This window comes from Variovorax sp. GW821-FHT09B05 (assembly GCF_059418265.1).
This window is the reverse complement of sequence record NZ_JBWKPN010000009.1, coordinates 102,408-118,643: the sequence shown is the minus strand read 5'-3', so window position 1 is coordinate 118,643 and position 16,236 is coordinate 102,408. Positions and strand designations below refer to the sequence as shown.

The 16,236-nt window shown below is 73.2% G+C and carries 13 protein-coding genes; 7 read left to right on the top strand and 6 right to left on the bottom strand.

Annotated features, from left to right (window positions below; genetic code table 11):
• The first annotated feature begins 3 nt into the window (after positions 1–3).
• The 3 genes from AC07RM_RS23355 to AC07RM_RS23345 all read left to right on the top strand — a co-directional run bounded on the left by AC07RM_RS23355 (position 4) and on the right by AC07RM_RS23345 (position 3,732).
• Positions 4–1,566 carry an efflux transporter outer membrane subunit gene (locus tag AC07RM_RS23355; protein WP_495336049.1) on the top strand — a complete coding sequence of 521 codons (1,563 nt, stop codon included), beginning with the start codon at positions 4–6 and terminating at the stop codon, positions 1,564–1,566.
• 64 nt (positions 1,567–1,630) lie between these two features.
• A complete protein-coding gene (locus tag AC07RM_RS23350) occupies positions 1,631–2,332 on the top strand; it encodes a response regulator (protein WP_495336048.1) in 702 nt (233 codons plus the stop codon).
• A complete protein-coding gene (locus AC07RM_RS23345; protein WP_495336047.1) occupies positions 2,332–3,732 on the top strand; it encodes a sensor histidine kinase in 1,401 nt (466 codons plus the stop codon). The genes AC07RM_RS23350 and AC07RM_RS23345 overlap by 1 nt, the downstream gene beginning before the upstream one ends.
• A 20-nt stretch (positions 3,733–3,752) precedes the next feature.
• On the opposite strand, the gene AC07RM_RS23340 is transcribed toward AC07RM_RS23345, so the two are convergent.
• The 6 genes from AC07RM_RS23340 to AC07RM_RS23315 form a co-directional block, all read right to left on the bottom strand.
• Positions 3,753–5,369 carry a glycosyltransferase family 39 protein gene (locus tag AC07RM_RS23340; RefSeq protein WP_495336046.1) on the bottom strand — a complete coding sequence of 539 codons (1,617 nt, stop codon included), beginning with the start codon at positions 5,367–5,369 and terminating at the stop codon, positions 3,753–3,755.
• A 73-nt stretch (positions 5,370–5,442) separates the two neighbouring features.
• Positions 5,443–5,796, bottom strand: a complete 354-nt coding sequence (locus AC07RM_RS23335; RefSeq protein ID WP_495336045.1) for a hypothetical protein — start codon at positions 5,794–5,796, stop codon at positions 5,443–5,445.
• Entirely contained in the window at positions 5,796–6,167 is a 372-nt protein-coding gene (locus AC07RM_RS23330) for a RidA family protein (protein WP_093345317.1), read from the bottom strand. The genes AC07RM_RS23335 and AC07RM_RS23330 overlap by 1 nt, the downstream gene beginning before the upstream one ends.
• The gene (locus tag AC07RM_RS23325) at positions 6,164–7,666 is read right to left on the bottom strand and encodes an efflux transporter outer membrane subunit (RefSeq protein ID WP_495336044.1); all 1,503 of its coding nucleotides are present in this window, start codon (positions 7,664–7,666) and stop codon (positions 6,164–6,166) included. The genes AC07RM_RS23330 and AC07RM_RS23325 overlap by 4 nt, the downstream gene beginning before the upstream one ends.
• A gap of 13 nt (positions 7,667–7,679) precedes the next feature.
• The gene (locus AC07RM_RS23320; RefSeq protein WP_208513204.1) at positions 7,680–10,775 is read right to left on the bottom strand and encodes an efflux RND transporter permease subunit; all 3,096 of its coding nucleotides are present in this window, start codon (positions 10,773–10,775) and stop codon (positions 7,680–7,682) included.
• The gene (locus AC07RM_RS23315) at positions 10,768–11,907 is read right to left on the bottom strand and encodes an efflux RND transporter periplasmic adaptor subunit (RefSeq protein ID WP_495336043.1); all 1,140 of its coding nucleotides are present in this window, start codon (positions 11,905–11,907) and stop codon (positions 10,768–10,770) included. The genes AC07RM_RS23320 and AC07RM_RS23315 overlap by 8 nt, the downstream gene beginning before the upstream one ends.
• Positions 11,908–12,089: 182 nt before the next feature.
• Between AC07RM_RS23315 and AC07RM_RS23310 the strand changes: the two genes are divergently transcribed.
• The 4 genes from AC07RM_RS23310 to AC07RM_RS23295 all read left to right on the top strand — a co-directional run bounded on the left by AC07RM_RS23310 (position 12,090) and on the right by AC07RM_RS23295 (position 16,129).
• On the top strand, positions 12,090–12,776 hold the full coding sequence (locus AC07RM_RS23310; protein WP_398495365.1) for a response regulator transcription factor: 687 nt from the start codon (positions 12,090–12,092) through the stop codon (positions 12,774–12,776).
• On the top strand, positions 12,769–14,211 hold the full coding sequence (locus AC07RM_RS23305) for a sensor histidine kinase (protein WP_398495364.1): 1,443 nt from the start codon (positions 12,769–12,771) through the stop codon (positions 14,209–14,211). The genes AC07RM_RS23310 and AC07RM_RS23305 overlap by 8 nt, the downstream gene beginning before the upstream one ends.
• Before the next feature lie 77 nt (positions 14,212–14,288).
• Entirely contained in the window at positions 14,289–15,287 is a 999-nt protein-coding gene (locus AC07RM_RS23300; protein ID WP_093345303.1) for a glycosyltransferase family 2 protein, read from the top strand.
• Positions 15,284–16,129, top strand: a complete 846-nt coding sequence (locus AC07RM_RS23295) for a ChbG/HpnK family deacetylase (protein ID WP_495336042.1) — start codon at positions 15,284–15,286, stop codon at positions 16,127–16,129. Before AC07RM_RS23300 ends, AC07RM_RS23295 begins: the two co-directional genes overlap by 4 nt.
• Positions 16,130–16,236 lie beyond the last annotated feature (107 nt).

The window sequence follows — 16,236 nt, the reverse complement described above, 5'->3', positions numbered from 1 at the left end:
GCGATGACGCACGTCCCCTCCTCGTTCCGCCCCCGCGTTCGATCGGCACTCGCGCTGGCCTGCGCGGCGCTGCTGGCCGGCTGCACGGTCGGCCCCGATTTCCGGCGCCCCGATCCGCCCGCGGCCGCCGGCTATGCGCCGTCGGCGCTGCCGCTCGACACCGCGTCGGCACCGGTGCCCGGCGGCGAGGCGCAGCGCTTCGCGCCGGGCCGCGACATCCAGGCCGACTGGTGGACGCTGTTCGGCTCGCCGCGCCTCGACGCACTGATCGCGCGCGCGCTCGCGCGCAGCCCCACGCTCGAGGCCGCGCAGGCCGCGCTGCGCGCGGCGCAGGAGAACGTCTACGCGCAGCGCGGCTTCTTCGCTCCCACGGTCGGCATCGGCTATTCGCCCGCGCGCACCAAGATCGCGGGCAACCTCGGCGGCAACTCGCCGGGCGTGCAGGGCAATGGCCGCGTGATCTCCACCTACCAGGGCACGCCGGCCAGCGAAGGCGGCAGCGCGCCCTTCAACGCGCCGGTGATCTACAACTTCCACACCGCGCAGCTCACGGTCGGCTATGCGCCCGACATCTTCGGCGGCCAGCGGCGGCAACTCGAGAGCCTCGAGGCGCAGGCGCGGATGCAGCACTACCAGCTCGAGGCGGCGCGCCTCACGCTGGCCTCGAACCTGGTGGCGGCCTCGATCCAGGAGGCGCTGCTGCGCCGGCAGCTCGCGATCGCCGAGGGCATCGTCGAGGCCAACGAACAGGCGGTGGCGCTGGTGCAGCGCCAGCTGCGGGCCGGCTACGCGGCGCGGCAGGACCTGGCGCAGCAGGAGCTCGCGCTCGCGCAGGCGCGCCAGCAGCTGCCGCCGCTGCGCAAGCAGCGCGAGCAGACGCGCAACCTGCTGCGCGCACTGGCCGGCGATGGCCCCGACGAGGACCTCGCGATCGACTTCGACCTCGATGCGCTGGTGCTGCCGCGCGAGCTGCCGCTGGCCCTGCCCTCGCGCCTGGTCGAGCAGCGGCCCGACATCCGCGCCGCCGAGGAGCAGCTGCATGCCGCCAGCGCGCAGGTCGGCGTGGCGGTGGCCGACCGGCTGCCGCAGTTCTCCATCGATGCGAGCTGGGGCGGCGCGGCCAGCCGGCTCGGCGAGATGTTCCTGAAGTCGGGGCGCTTCTTCAGCCTCGCGGGCAATGTCGGGCAGACCCTGTTCGACGGCGGCACGTTCGAGCATCGCCAGCGCGCGGCCGAGGAAGGGCTGCGCCAGGCCGATGCGCAGTACCGCGCGACCGTGATCGCGGCGCTGCAGAACGTGGCCGACACGCTGCAGTCGATCCAGGCCAACGCGCAATCGCTGCAGGATGCGGCGCTGGCCGAGGAAAAGGCCCGCACCGGGCTGGAGCTGGTGCGCCGCCAGCTGCGGCTCGGCGACGTCAACCGCCTCGCGCTGCTCAATGCGCAGCAGGCCCACGACCAGGCGATGCTCGTGCGCGTGCAGGCGCAGGCCGCGCGCCTGGGCGACAGCGCCGCGCTGTTCCAGGCCTCGGGCGGCGGCTGGTGGCAGCGCGCGCCGACCTCGTGAGCGCGCCGCCGCTGGCCGACAATGGCGGCCTTGCTGCCCACGCGTCCCGCCGCCTCGCACCGCGATGCTCCTGCTGCTGATCGAAGACGACCCCGTGATCTCGCGGGAACTGCAACTGCGCTGGCGCCAGCGCGGCTGGGTGGTGCGCGGCTGCGGCGACCTCGCCGAGGCCGACCGCGCGCTGGCCGAGCGCGACGTGCAGGACTTCGAGCTCATCGTGCTCGACCTCAACCTGCCCGACGGCGACGGCCTGGACTGGCTGCGACGGCTGCGCCAGCGCGACCGCCTCACGCCCGCGCTGATCCTGACCGCGCGCAGCCGCGTGGCCGACCGCGTGCTGGGCCTGCAGGGCGGTGCCGACGACTACCTGGTCAAGCCCTTCGCGCCCGAGGAGCTCGATGCGCGCATCGAGGTGCTCGGCCGCCGCGCCCAGGTGGCGCGCGGCGATCACCTGCACTACGGCCGCCTGACCTGGCGCGGCGACCTGGGCCGGGCCTACGTGGACGACCGCGTGCTCGAGCTGGCGCCGCGCGAGTTCGAGGTGCTGGGCCTGCTGATGCAGCGCGCGCCGCGGCTGGTCGCCAAGCGCGCGCTGGTCGATGCGCTCGCCGAGCGCAACATCGAGCTCGGCGACAGCGCCTCGGAGATCTACGTCTCGCGCCTGCGCCGCAAGCTGGTCGACGCGGGCGTGCAGGTGCGCACGGTGCGCGGCTTCGGCTACATGCTGGTGCTCGACGCGGCCGCTCCCGGCCCGCGGGAGGCTTGATGGAAGCGTTGCCACAACAGCAACCACAACCGCCGCGCCGCATCCGCTGGCTGCGGCGCGAGCTGCTGCTGCGCCTGATGCTGCCGCTGCTCACGATGATGGCGCTGGCCGGCGGCTTCGGCCTGCACTACACGCACGCGGTGATCGAGCGCGTGTTCGACCGCTGGCTGCTCGATGCCGCGCGCTCGAGCATCGCGCTGCTGCGCTACGACGACCGGGGCATCGCGGCGATCGACATGTCGCCGCAGCTCAAGGCCATGCTGCTGTTCGACGAGATCGACCAGAACTGGTTCAGCGTCACGCAGTCCGACCGCCTGCTCGCCGGGCAGCCCGGCCTGCCCGACGGCGGCACCGCGCGCGTGCACTACCGCCGCGGCGAAGCCTTCGACGCCGAGTACCTGGGCCAGCCGGTGCGCGTGGTGCGCGTCGAGCTGACGCGGCCCGGTGCCGCGCCGGTCACGATGCTGATGGGCGAGACGCTGACCAAGCGCCATCGCGCCGAGCAGGAACTCTGGGTGCTGCTGTGGCCCATGGTGGCGCTCGTGGTCGCGGCCGCGCTCGCCATCGCGATCGCGGTGCGCCGCACGGTCCGGCCGCTGCAGGCCATCGCCACGCGCTGGAACGAGCGCTCGCATGCCTCGCTCGATCCCATCGGCGTGGACGAAGTACCGCGCGAGCTGCAGGCCTTCGCGAGTTCGCACAACGAGCTGCTCGCGCGCATCCGGACCATGCTGGCGCGCGAGCGGCAGTTCGCCGCGACGGCGGCGCACCAGCTGCGCACCTCGCTGACCGGCCTGCAGCTCGGGCTGGCGCGGGCCAGCGAGGCGCCCGACCCGCAGGCGATGCGACGCATCGTCGACGAGCTCGGCGGCTCGATCCAGCGCTCGGGGCGACTGGTGCAGCAGCTGCTGACCTTCGGCGCCCTCGACCCCGAGGCGCGCGCCGACCTCGACCGGCGCCGCATCGACCTCGTCGCGCTGGCGCAGGACGTGGGCGCCACCCACGTCGAGCAGGCCTCGGCGCGCGCGATCGAGCTGGAACTCGCGGCGCCCGAACGGCCGGTGTTCGTCGCGGTGCAGCCCGAGCTGATCGCCGACGCGCTGAGCAACCTGCTCGACAACGCGATCCGCTACACGCCGCCGGGCGGGCGCGTACTGGTGGAGTTCGAGAGCGATCCGCCGGCGCTGCGCGTGAGCGACTCGGGACCGGGCATTCCCGAGGACGAGCGCGAGGCCGTGCTCGAGCGCTTCGTGCGCGGCCGCGATGCGACCGGCGACGGCAGCGGGCTAGGGCTGGCGATCGTGCGCGACATCGTCGCGATGCACGGCGCCACGGTCGCGCTGTCGGACAGCGCCTGGGGCGGCCTCGCGGTCACGCTGCGCTTTCCGGCCGGGCACTGAGCGCGCGCACGGCGGCCGGCTCAGCGCGCGGCGCTCGCCTGCGGATCGTGGCCGCAGGCGATGCCCGGCGCGCCCCGCTCGTTCTCCGCCAGCACGATGCCCCAACGCAAGCGCACGCGGCGATCGGGCCCCTCGCCGGTCCAGGGCAGTTCCATGCTGCCGGCGCAGTCCACGGTCTTCATCAAGGGCTCGAGCAACGGCCCCTCGGCCTGGAACGGCCGCGTGTCGAGCATCAGCACCATGCCACCCTCGCGCGCCAGCACGCCCGGTGCCAGCCAGGGCGAGGTCCGCTCGTCGCCGTCGATGAGCAGGCGCACGCCGGGATCCATCCGCAGCGCGACGGCGCCCGCGAACCAGGTGTCGCCGACCAGCAGCGTCAGCGGACGCTCGCCCATGCGATCGCGCCATGTCGCCTCGACCGCTGCGGCGATGCGCTGCGATGGCAGGTTGGCGCGCGTGGCGCGGCCGGCCCGCGCGCTCCAGACCCCGTCGATCCCGGCATAGCCCCAGGCGGTGGCGATGTGCAGCAGTCCCACCACCGCCAGCACCGCCTGCCACCGGCGCCGGCTCCAGCGCTCGACGTCGAGCCATGGCAGCGAGGCGGCGGCCCATACGCCCAGCGGCAGGAAGAAGGTCGTGAGCCAGGCCGGAATCAGCCGCGAATGCAGCAAGGCCGAAGCGACCAGCACCAGCACGGTGGGACCGAGGGTCGCCCAGGCCAGGAAGCGCCGGTCGAATGCGGCGGGCAGCGGCGCCCGCTGCGTGGCCGCTTCGCGCCGCTGCGCGAACCAGGCCCAGCCGATGAACAGCAGCATCGGCGACAGCCGCGCGAGCTGGACCAGCAGCACGAACACCGGCCGCGGCAGCAGGTGCCTGCCGGGTGCATGCACCGAATGGACCGAGTGCCGCGCATAGAGCACCGTGGTGTCGCCATGCTGCAGCACCCACCACAGGTGCGGCGACAGCAGCAGCAACGCGAGACCGGTGGCCAGCAGCAGGTCGCGCCGCACGCGCGCGTCGCGCCACAGGCCCTGGCGGACCACGAAGCCCAGGCCCACGGCGAACTGCACCGCGGCGCTGTACTTGGTGAGCATCGACAGGGCCGCGAACAGCCCGAGCCAGACCCAGTCGGCGCGGCCGCTTCCGGCCGGCCGCAGCACGCGCCACAGCATCCACCAGTAGCCCGCGAGCGGCAGCAGCTGCACCGTGTTGTGGTTGTAGACCACCGCGCGCTGCACGTGGTAGGTGACCAGCGTGCCCAGCAGCAGCGCGAAGGCGGCGCGCGCCGGCGTCATCATCTCGCGCGACCAGCGCCACAGCAGGTAGAGCGCGCCGACGCCGCAGCCGACACCGGCCACATAGGTCAGCCATGGCTGGCGGCCGAGCAGCGCCACCGGCAGGCTCAGCAGCCAGCTCGGCAGCGGCGGATGCTTGTAGTAGCCCCACTGCAGGCTGCCGCTCCAGAACAGCTCCTCCACGTTGTCCCAGGGCGGCGTGACATCGAGCACCACCATCGGCCAGGCCCACGCCAGCACCAGCGCGACGAGCAGAGCGGGCACCCAGCGCTTCATCGGCTCGCGGGCCGCGGCGGCGGCGGGAAGAAAGCGGCCCGGCACGGGCGTCGATCCGGAAGTCATGGGCGGGATTTATAGGGACCGCACCCCACCGCCGCCTGACTTCGGGCGCCATTGCGCGTGCGTCACCGGGCCCTCACGACGCGTCGGCGGGCGCCGGCCGCGAGAGCAGCTCCAGCGGCGCATTGCAATCGAGCACGTCGACGCGCACGGTGTCGCCGACGCGCAGGTCCGGCGGCAGGCGCGTGGTGCCGAGCGCGCGCGTGCGCAGTCCGCCGTCGTGATAGCGCACGACCGCATAGGGTTCGTCCGCACCGGCCCGCGGCGCGCAGTCGTGGTACATGCCGCGCGCGAGTTCGCTGGCGCGGCCCAGGGCCTCGACGCGCCCGGTGCGCCAGCCGGCCACGAAGTCGGCATGGCTGGCCGCGAGCCCGGCGCAGCCGGCCAGCGCGAACAGGCACGCCGCCAGCGCGCCGCCGAGGCCGCGCATCAGCCGCGCGCTCCCACCGCGGCCGTGGCCTGGATCTCCACGCGGTACTCCGAATCGATCAGCCTGGCGCCCACGGTCGCGCGCGCCGGCGTGTGGCCCGCCGGCACCCATTCGTCCCACACCGCGTTCATCGCGGCGTAGTCGCCCACCGTGCGCAGGTAGATCGTGACGCTGACCAGGTTCTCGCGCGTGGCGCCCTCGAGGCCGAGCAGGTCGTCGATCTGGCGCAGGATCTGGCGCATCTGGCCGGTCACGTCGAGCGAGGGGTTCTCCGCCACCTGCCCCGACAGGTAGAGCAGGCGGGCGGCGCCGAGGTCGACGGTCACCATCTCGCTGAAGCGCGGGCCCATCTCGTGGCGGCTGATGTTCATGGCGTTGCGGTTGAAGAAGAAGAAGAAGCGACGGGAGCGGCCGCCGGCGGCCGTGGATCGGCGGGCGCGTTCCACCAGCCGCCGCCGAGCGCCTGGAACAGCGCGGCCGCGTCGGTGAGCCGCTGCGCGCGCGCCTGCACGAGGTTGATCTCGGCCTGCGCCTGCTGCTGCTGCGCGAGCAGCAGCGCCAGCGCACTGGCATCGCCCCACTGCAGCTGCGCGCGGGTGCGCGCGAGCGCCTGCGCGGCGGTGCGCTCGGCCCGCACCGATGCCTGCAGCGCGCGCGTGTCGGCATCGATGGCGGCCAGCGTGTTGGCCACGTCCTGGAAGGCCGAGAGCACGGTCGCGCGGTACTGCGCGGCCGCTTCGTCGAACGAGGCGCGCGCGGCCGCCTCGCGGTGGCCGAGCGCGCCGGCATCGAACAGCGGCTGCGCGACGCCGACCGCGACGGTCCAGAACATCGCGGGCGAACGGAACAGCTGCGACAAGGTGTAGGCCGAGGAACCGAGGTTCGCGCTCAGCGTCACGGCCGGCAGCCGCGCCGCCACCGCGACGCCGATGGCCGCGCTCGCGGCCTGCAGCTGGGCCTCGGCGGCGCGCACGTCGGGCCGGTGTTCGACCAGCAAGGCGGGCAGCGCGAGCGGCAGCTCGGTGGGCAATGCCAGCGTGTCGAGCTCGAAGCGCGCGGCCACCTCCTCGCTCGGGTAGTGGCCGCCGAGCACCGCCAGCTGGTTGCGCTGCTGCGCGAGCTGCTTGTCGAGCGCGGGCACGGCGGCCTCGGTCGCGGCCAGCAGCGCGGCCTGCGCCTCCACGTCGGCCTGCGCGACCTGCCCCAGCGCGAGCTGGCGGCGGTAGGCCTGCAGCGCCTGCGACTGGCTCTCGGCGATCGCCAGCGTGGCACGCCGCTGCGCGCGCAGCGAGGCCTCGGCGATCGCGGCCGCCACCACGTTGCTGCTGAGCGTGAGCCGCGCGGCGAGCAGCTGGAAGCGCTGCGCCTCGGTCTGCGCCTGCGCGCCCTCGACCTGCCGGCGCGTGGCGCCGAACACGTCGGGCGCATAGCTCACGTTGAGCTGCGCCGTGTGCAGCGTGTAGAGGCTCGCGTTCGACGACACCGGGCTCGCGACCGCATTCGCCACGCGCTGGCGCGTGGGCGCCAGCCCGGCCGTCAGCACGGGCCAGAAGGCCGCGCGCTGGGCCGCCTCGTTCTCGCGTGCCGCGCGCAGCGCCGCGTCGGCGGCCTCCACGCCGGGATTGCCGGCCAGGCTCTGCGCCACCAGCGCGTTCAGCGGCTCGTTGTGGAAGGCGGCCCACCACTGGGCCGGGATGTCGAGGCCGGGCGACAGCCGCGGCAGCGGCACGCCCTCGCCGGCCTCGGCCAGCGGCGGCGCGGCCGTGTAGCGCGCGGGCAGGTCCAGCGGCGGGCGCGCGTAGTCGGGACCGGCCGCGCAGCCGGCCAGGCACAGCGCGACGGCCAACGCGGCGGAGATGCTCTTGTTCATCGTTCTCTCCCCTTCAGCGATCGCGCCGCGAGCGCACGCCCCAGCCCTTGCGCTCGAACAGCCGCTCCATCGCGTAGTAGAAGGCCGGCAGGATGAACAGCGTGAGCAGGGTCGACACCACCAGGCCGCCGACCACCACCGTGGCCAGCCCGCGCTGCACGTCGGTGCCCACGCCCGTGGCCAGCGCCGCGGGCAGCATGCCGACCGAGGCCACCGAGGCCGTCATCAGCACCGGGCGCAGCCGCTCGGTCGCGCCCTCGAGCACCGAGGCCCGCAGCGCCAGCCCCTCGCCGCGCACGCGGCGGAAGTTCGCGACCATGATGATCCCGTTCTGTATCGACACGCCGAACAGCGCGATGAAGCCCACCGCGGTCGCCATGTTGAGCGTCTCGCCCGCGAGGTGGACCGCGATCAGCCCGCCGAGCGTGGCCATCGGCACCACGCCGAGGATCAGCGCCACGTGCCGGATCTTGCCGAACTGGAAGAACAGCAGCACCGCCATGATCGCGACCACGATCGCGAGCGATACGCCCAGGCGCGCCTGCGCGCGCTGCTGGTTCTCGAACTGGCCGGCCCACTGCAGCCGGAACTTCGCGGGATCGAAGGGCACTTCCTTGGCGATGCGCGCGCGCGCCTCCTCGAGGTAGGAGGCCAGGTCGCGGTCGCGGTTGTCCACGCGCACCGTGATCTGGCGCTCGTTCATCTCGTGCGAGATGGTGCTCTCGCCGGTCTGCAGCCGGATGTCGGCGACCTGCGCGAGCGGCACCTTCGCACCGTTGGCGCCGTTGAGCAGCAGCGCGCCGATGGCCTCGGTGCCGCCCTTGGCGCTGGCCGGCAGCTTCACCGACACGTTGTAGGTGCGCGCACCCGCATACACCGTGATGACGGGCGCGCCGCCGATGCCGGTCTGCACCAGGCCCGCCACGTCGGCCGCGCTCACGCCCAGCCGCGCGGCCGCCTCGCGGTCGAGCCGGATCACCACCTGCGGGATCGGCGGCTCCTGGAACAGCGAGGCCGAGGCCGTGCCGCGCACCGTGCCCAGCAGCTCGACGATCCGGTTGCCGATGCGCCGGCTCTCCGCGAGGTCGTCGCCGTAGATGCGCAGCACCAGCGGACTGTGGGCGCCGCCCACGGCGTCGTTCACCCCGTCGATGATCGGCTGGCTGATGCCCACGTCGAAGCCCGGCATGCGCGCGAAGCGCTCGCCCAGCATGCGCACGAAGTCGGCCTTGTGCATGCCCGCGGGCCACTCGGCATAGGGCTTGAGGCCCACCGGCACCTCCATGTGCGAGGGCGTCCAGGGGTCGGTGCCGTCGTCGTTGCGGCCCAGCTGCGTGACCACGTAGGAGACCTCCGGGTACTCGAGCAGCACGTGGCGCAGCTCGGTGGCCATCTCGCTGGCCTTGTCGAGCGACAGGCCCGAGGGCAGCTGCACCTGCAGCCACAGCGCGCCCTCGTCGATGTCGGGCAGGAACTCGCGCCCGGCCGTGGCGCCGAGCACGGCCACCGCCAGCAGCGCGGCCACGCCCAGGCCGTAGGCGATGGCGGGCATCCCCAGCAGCAGGTCGAGCGCGCGCCGGTAGGCCGCGGTGAGCCACAGCAGCGGCCGGTTGACGAAGGGACGCCGCGGCTTGCGCAGCGCCACGTAGGCCAGGCTCGGGATCAGCGTGAGCGCGCACAGCAGCGCGCCGACCAGCGCGTAGCCGACCGTGAAGGCCATGGGCCGGAACAGCTTGCCCTCGGCGCGCTCGAAGGCGAACAGCGGGAAGTAGGCCGTGATGATGATCAGCGTGGCGAAGAAGATCGGCCCCGACACGTGGCTCACGGTCTCGAGGATGTTGCCCTCGGTGAGCGTGGCGTTCGGCTCCTCCTCGCGCCGCCGCAGGATCGCCTCCATCACCACGATGGCGCCGTCCACGATGATCCCGAAGTCGATCGCGCCGAGCGAGAACAGGTTGGCCGGCATGCGGGTGAAGTGCATCACGATGAACACCGTCACCAGCGACATCGGGATGGCCATCGCCGCGACCACCGCGCTGCGCGGGCTGCCGAGGAACAGGATGAGCACGAAGCACACCAGCGCCATGCCCTCGAGCACGGTGTGCGTCACCTTGTCGACCGTGAGCTTCACCAGGTCGTCGCGGTCGATGTAGGGCACGATGCGCACGCCCAGCGGGGCCAGTTCGGCCTGCAGCGCGTCGATCTTCCGGTGCACGCCCTCGAGCACGCGCGAGGGGTTCTCGTACTTGAGCATCAGCACGATGCCCTCGATCGTGTCGGGGTCGGTGTTCTTGCCCAGGATGCCGCCGCGCTCCTGGTGCCCGAACTGCAGCCGCCCGAGGTCGCGCACCAGCACCGGCGCGCCGCCGCTGTTCGACACCATCACCGCGCCCAGGTCGTCGAGCGAGCGGATCTGGCCGATGCCGCGCACCACGTAGCTCTGCTCGCCGCGCGCGATGCGACCGCCGCCCGCGTTGGCGCTGCCGTTGTTGATCGCCGACACCACGTCGTTGAGCACCAGCCCGTGCGCCTGCAGCCGCGCGGGATCGAGCTCGAGCTGGAACTCGCGCGTGAAGCCGCCGAAGTTGTTGACGTCGACCACGCCCGCCACCTGCTTGAGGGCCGGGATCACCTTCCAGCGCTGCAGCTCCGACAGCTCCATCAGGTTCATGCGGTCGGACTCGAGCGTGTAGCGGTAGATCTCGCCCGCCGGCCCCGCCACCGGCCCGAGCGCGGGCTGCGCGCCCGCCGGCAGGCTGACCTGCCCGATGCGCTCGGTCACGCGCTGGCGCGCGAAGTAGTCGTCGGTGCCGTCCTTGAAGGTCAGCGTGATCAGCGACAGGCCGAAGGTGCTGCTCGAGCGGATCGAGGCCAGCCCCGGCGTGTTGCTCAGCGCGCGCTCCAGCGGCGTGGTGATCTGCTGCTCCATCTCCTCCGAAGCCAGGCCGTTGACCTGCGTCGTCACCTGCACCGTGACGTCGCCGAGGTCGGGATAGGCCTCGACGGTCATCTGCGTCCACGACCAGGCGCCGAACAGCACCAGCGCGACCGACAGCGCCCAGGCCAGGTGCCGGCGGCGCAGGAACTGGGAAATGACGAGATTAATCATTGAGCAGCACGCCGCCACGGACCACCACGCGCTCGCCGGCCGCGAGGCCGCCGCGGATGCGCACCCGGTCGCCGTCCTCGCGCCCGAGCTCGACCGCGCGCCGCTCGAAGGTCCATGGCTGCACCTCGACGAACACGCTCACGCTGTCGTTGTTCATCAGCAGGGCCGAGCTCGGCACCTGCGGCTGCGCGGCCTGCGGCAGCTCGAGCGCGGCGCTCGCGTACATGTTGGGCTTGAACACGCCCTCGGGGTTCGCGAAGACGATCCGCGCCCGGGCCCGGCGCGTGTCGGCATCGAGTGCCGCGCTCACGAAGGCGACCTGGCCCGCGAACCGGCGCCCCGGCTGCGAGGCCAGCGTCACCGTCGCGTTCTGGCCCGCGGCGACCAGCCCCAGCAGGTCCTCGGGCACGCCGACCGTGACCCAGACGCGCTCGAGGTTGGAGACGGTCATCAGCGCCGCGTTGGCGTCGTTGAGCACCGCGCCGCTCGCGGCATTCAGCGCGGTGACGGTGCCGGCCATGGGCGCGACGATGCGCAGCACCCGGCCATCGCCGGCGCTCGCGCCGATGCCGTGCAGGCGCGCCTCGCTGCGCCGCAGCTCGGCCGTCTGCTGCACCACCGCGCTGCGTGCCGCCTCCACGTCCTTGGCCGCGTTGGAGCCGGCCTCGTTGACGCCCTGCGCCCGCGCGAGCGCGCGCTCGGCCAGCGCGAGCGCGTCGCGCGCCTTCTGCGCGTCGGCCACGGCCTGCGCGAGATCGGGCGAGGCCATCGTCGCGAGCAGTTGTCCGGCGCGCACCGCATCGCCGAGGCGCACCTTGAGTTCGAGCAGGCGCCCGGCCAGCGGCGGCAGGATGTTGACGGTGCGCGCCGGGTCCGCCTCCACTGTCGCGGGCAGGCTCAGCACGTGCGAACGCGCGCCCTCGGTGGCGGCGGCGACCTGCAGCCGCTCGCGCAAGGGGGAGCCCGCGGGCACGCTGAGGCGGTGGCCCTCGCGCACCAGCAGCGGCGCGGGCGCGGCCGCGGCCTGGGCGCCGTGCGCGGCGGTATGGAACCAGACCGCGTACAGGGCCGCGCAGGCCAGCACGCCCGCGGCGGCGGGCGCGAGGAGGGTCTTGTGCAGGGAGTTCTTCATGACAGTGGATGCGTCGCGGCGATGCGGCCCGTTGCCTTCGCCGGTGCCGCAGCGTAGAAAGGCGCGGCTGAAGAACGCCCGAAGAAATCCTGAAGACGTCTTCAGGTTCGCGACCGCGACGCATCGATGCCACGCGCACCGTGGGCAGCGGGCAGTCAGGTAGCGGCGGGATGATCCGCGCCATGCGAATCCTGTTGATCGAAGACGACCGCAAGGCGGCCCGGCTGCTCGCGCGCGGCCTCGAGGAGGAAGGCTTCGTCGTCGATGCGGTGCACACGGCCGAGGCGGGCGACGAGAAGGCCTTCGTCCAGACCTACGACCTGCTGATCCTCGACTGGATGCTGCCGGGCCGCGACGGCCTGGCCCTGTGCGGCGACCTGCGCCGGCGCGGCTGCGGCACGCCGGTGCTGATGCTCACGGCGCGCGATGCCCTGCAGGACCGCGTGGCCGGCCTCAACACCGGTGCCGACGATTACCTGACCAAGCCCTTCGCCTTCGACGAGCTGCTGGCGCGCGTGCGCGCCCTGCTGCGGCGCCCGGAGAGCATGCGGCCCGTGATCCTGTCGCTGGCCGACCTGAGCCTCGACCCGCAGCGCCAGAGCGCGCGGCGCGGCGGCACGGCGCTGGACCTCACGCGCAAGGAGTTCGCGATCCTGCACATGCTGCTGCGCCATGCCGGCGAGGTCGTGAGCCGCGCGCGGCTGGCCGAGCAGGTGTGGAAGGACGACCTGATCGGCATCGACAACCTGATCGACGTGCACGTGGGCAACCTGCGCCGCAAGGTCGATGCGGCGCCGGCGGTGCCGCTGATCCAGACCGTGCGCGGGCGCGGCTTCCGGCTCGCGGCGGCGGACGGCGCGCATGCTTAGCCTGCGCCGGCGGCTGGTGCTGGTGCAGGTCGGCGTGACCGTGGTGGTGATGGCCATCGCGGCCTTCGGTGCCTACGCGGTGTTCTCGCGCAACGTGCACCGCGAACTCGACGCCGCGCTGCTGGCGCTGGCCGAGACCGAGCTCGGCATGCTGCTGTCGGCCGGCCCGGGCACCGCGGCCACGGTGCACGAGGCACCCTCCGGCCCCGGCGCGCCCTCCTTCGTGCGGCTCGACCGGTTGGTGCAGATCGTCGGCCCCGATGGCCGCGTGCTCGCGCGCAGCGCCAACCTGGGCGAGGCCCAGCTGCCGATCCCGCCGCTGCTGCGCGAGCGGCTCGCCGCGGGCGAGACCGTGTTCGAGACGCTCGAGGGTTTCGGCGAGGAGCCCACGCGCATGGTCTCGGTGCCGGTGCCCGGCCGCGACGCGACGCTGGCGGTGCAGGTGGCCGGCTCGCTCGACGACATCAACCGCACCGTCGCGATGGCCAGCGTGCTGTTCCTCGTGCTCGGCGGCACGCTGCTGCTGGCGCTTGGCCTGGCCGGCACGCTGATCACGCGGCGCGCCTTCCGCGCCATCGACGACGTGGTGCAGCAGGCGCATCGCATCAGCGACGCCAACCTCAGCGAGCGCCTGCCGGCCCCCGGAACCGCCGACGAGGTCGGCCGGCTCGTCGAAACGCTCAATGCGATGCTGGCGCGCATCGAGCACGGCATGGAAGCGCAGCGGCGCTTCACCGCCGATGCCTCGCACGAGTTGCGCTCGCCCCTGTCGCGGCTGCGCACCGAGCTCGAGCTCGCGCTGCGCCGGCCGCGCGAACCGGCGGTCTACGTCCAGACCCTGCGCTCGGCGCTCGACGAGGTGGAATCGCTCTCGCTGCTGGTGGAGGAACTGCTGGTGCTGGCGCGCATCGATGCGGGCCAGGAACGCGAGGCCGCGGAGACGGTGGCGCTCGATCAGTTGGCCGAGGAGGCGCTGCGCCGCCTCGAGCCGATGGCGCGCGAGCGCGGCGTCCGGTTGCGGCTCGAGCTGATGGAGCCGGTCGCGGTCCGCGTGGCGCGCGGTGCCGCGAACCTGGCGCTGGCCAATCTGCTCGACAACGCGCTGAAGTTCTCGCCCGATGGCGGCACCGTGCACGTGGACGTGTTCGCACCGCCCGGCGGCGGCGAGGCCGTGGTCCGCGTCGCCGACCACGGCCCGGGCATTCGCAGCGACGAACTGCCGCACCTGTTCGAGCGCTTCTACCGCGGCGCCGGCGCGCGTTCGGACGAGGCCACGCCGGGCCTGGGGCTCGGGCTCGCGCTGTCGCAGGCCGTGGTGCAGGTGCATGGCGGCCGCATCGAGGCCATGAACGCGCCGGGCGGCGGCGCGCGCTTCGAGCTGCGGCTGCCGCTGGCCGCGACGCCCGCGGAGCCGGTCATGCTGACCCCGCACTGACCGTGCTGAATGGGTCGCTTCGCGTGCATGGGATTGAGTGCTTTCCTATCCACGAGCCCTTAATCTCCAGCCCATCCATGAACGCTCCCCTGCGCGATCTCTCGAACCTGCAACGGCCCCGGACGGCCTCGGTCCCGGGCATCTCGTGCGTGGTTCCGTGCTTCAACGAGGCACGCAACCTCGGCGCGCTGCTGCCGGAACTCGACCGGATGCTGCGCGCCACCCAGTTGCGTTGGGAAGTGATCGTGGTCAACGACGGCAGCACCGACGACACCGATGCCGTCATCGAGCAGTGGTGCCAGCGGCCGGGCATCCGCTGCCTTTCGCTGTCGCGCAACTTCGGCAAGGAAGCGGCGCTGACCGCCGGACTGGGCGCGGCCCGGGGCGACGCGGTGGTGCTGCTCGACGGCGACATGCAGCACTCGCCCGCGCTGGTGCGCGCCATGATCGACCAGTGGCGCGCGGGCGCCGAGGTGGTCTATGCGGTGCGCCAGGACCGCAGCGACGAAGGGCCGCTCAAGACGCTGAGCACGCGCCTGTTCTACAAGCTGCTGAACGCCTCCGACCGTTTCGCGGTGCCCGAGAACGCGGGCGACTTCCGGCTCATGGACCGCAAGGTGGTCGATGCGCTGCTGAAGCTGCCCGAGCGCAGCCGCTTCATGAAGGGCCTCTACGCCTGGGTCGGCTTTCGCGCCGTGGCGCTGCCCTACACGCCGGCGCCGCGCGCCGAGGGGCGCAGCCGCTTCAACGCGCGGCGCCTGTTCAAGCTGGCGCTCGACGGCCTGACCTCCTTCACCACCTGGCCGCTGCGCATGGTCAGCGTGGCCGGCCTGATGCTCGCGCTGCCGGCCTTCGGCTACGGCAGCTACGTGGTCCTCGACTACATGTGCTTCGGCAACGAGGTGTCGGGCTGGTCCACCATCGTCGTGAGCCTGATGTTCTTCATCGGCGTGCAGATGATCTCCACCGGCATCCTCGGCGAGTACGTCGCCCGCATCTTCGAGGAGGTCAAGGGCCGGCCCGTCTACGTGGTGCGCGAGCAGCGCGGCCACGGGCTGGAAGCCGAGGAGCCATGATCGCGCCCGCGGCCCCAGCCGCGGCCAAAACGCAACGGCTGTGCATCTGTGCCGACGACTTCGGCATGAGCCCGGGCATCAACGCGGCGGTGCTCGACCTGATCGCGCGGGGCAACCTCTCGGCCACCGGCTGCCTGGTGCTGCGCGAAGCCTGGCCCCGGGGCCTGCCCGCGCTGCGGCGCGTCGATGCCGCGCGCGTCGACGTCGGCCTGCACCTGGACCTGACCCCGCCGCGGACACCGCGCGCCGGGGAGCCCGGCCTCGGCCCGCTGATCCTGCGCTGCTACACGCGGTCCGCGCCGCGGCGCCAGCTGCGCCAGACCATCGCCGAACAGCTCGCGCGCTTCGAGGACGGCCTGGGCCGCGCGCCCGCCTTCGTCGACGGGCACCGGCACGTGCACCAGCTGCCGATGGTGCGGGAGCTGCTGCTCGAGGAGCTGTCGCGCCGCTACACGGCCGCGCCGCCGTGGCTGCGCAACACGCGGCCCGGCGCCACGGCGCTCAAGCCCCGGGTCATCCACGCGCTGGGAGGCCGTGCGCTGGTGCACGAAGCCGCGCGGCGGTCGATCCCGACCAGCCGGGGGCTGCTCGGGGTCTACGACTTCGCGGGCGGGGTGACAGGCTACCGGCGGCGCCTGCTCGCCTGGCTGTCCGCGGCACGCAGCGGCGATGTGCTGATGTGCCATCCCTCGCTGGCCGAGGACGCCGGCACGCCGCACCACGAGGCGAGGGCGGCCGAGTACACGGTGCTGGCGGCCATGGCCTTTCCATGGCGCGATCCCCGCGGCGGGCAGGTCGAGCTCATGGCGTTGTCGGCGGGCGGCCTGCAGACGAGCGCCTGAGGTCCGGCCAGGGCGCCGTCGCCGCGCGTCATGCAGTTTGATCGGCCCGGTCATGCCGTGCGCCGACCCGGCTTCGTATCCTCGGACCATTGAACGAGAGACAAGGT

Excerpts from the sequence above, each read along its gene's own strand:
- AC07RM_RS23355 (WP_495336049.1), top strand. The coding sequence starts at position 4 with ATGACGCACGTCCCCTCCTCGTTCCGCCCCCGCGTTCGATCGGCACTC.
- AC07RM_RS23350 (WP_495336048.1), top strand. The coding sequence starts at position 1,631 with ATGCTCCTGCTGCTGATCGAAGACGACCCCGTGATCTCGCGGGAACTG.
- AC07RM_RS23345 (WP_495336047.1), top strand. The coding sequence starts at position 2,332 with ATGGAAGCGTTGCCACAACAGCAACCACAACCGCCGCGCCGCATCCGC.
- AC07RM_RS23340 (WP_495336046.1), bottom strand. The coding sequence starts at position 5,369 with ATGACTTCCGGATCGACGCCCGTGCCGGGCCGCTTTCTTCCCGCCGCC.
- AC07RM_RS23335 (WP_495336045.1), bottom strand. The coding sequence starts at position 5,796 with ATGCGCGGCCTCGGCGGCGCGCTGGCGGCGTGCCTGTTCGCGCTGGCC.
- AC07RM_RS23330 (WP_093345317.1), bottom strand. The coding sequence starts at position 6,167 with ATGAACATCAGCCGCCACGAGATGGGCCCGCGCTTCAGCGAGATGGTG.
- AC07RM_RS23325 (WP_495336044.1), bottom strand. The coding sequence starts at position 7,666 with ATGAACAAGAGCATCTCCGCCGCGTTGGCCGTCGCGCTGTGCCTGGCC.
- AC07RM_RS23320 (WP_208513204.1), bottom strand. The coding sequence starts at position 10,775 with ATGATTAATCTCGTCATTTCCCAGTTCCTGCGCCGCCGGCACCTGGCC.
- AC07RM_RS23315 (WP_495336043.1), bottom strand. The coding sequence starts at position 11,907 with ATGAAGAACTCCCTGCACAAGACCCTCCTCGCGCCCGCCGCCGCGGGC.
- AC07RM_RS23310 (WP_398495365.1), top strand. The coding sequence starts at position 12,090 with ATGCGAATCCTGTTGATCGAAGACGACCGCAAGGCGGCCCGGCTGCTC.
- AC07RM_RS23305 (WP_398495364.1), top strand. The coding sequence starts at position 12,769 with ATGCTTAGCCTGCGCCGGCGGCTGGTGCTGGTGCAGGTCGGCGTGACC.
- AC07RM_RS23300 (WP_093345303.1), top strand. The coding sequence starts at position 14,289 with ATGAACGCTCCCCTGCGCGATCTCTCGAACCTGCAACGGCCCCGGACG.
- AC07RM_RS23295 (WP_495336042.1), top strand. The coding sequence starts at position 15,284 with ATGATCGCGCCCGCGGCCCCAGCCGCGGCCAAAACGCAACGGCTGTGC.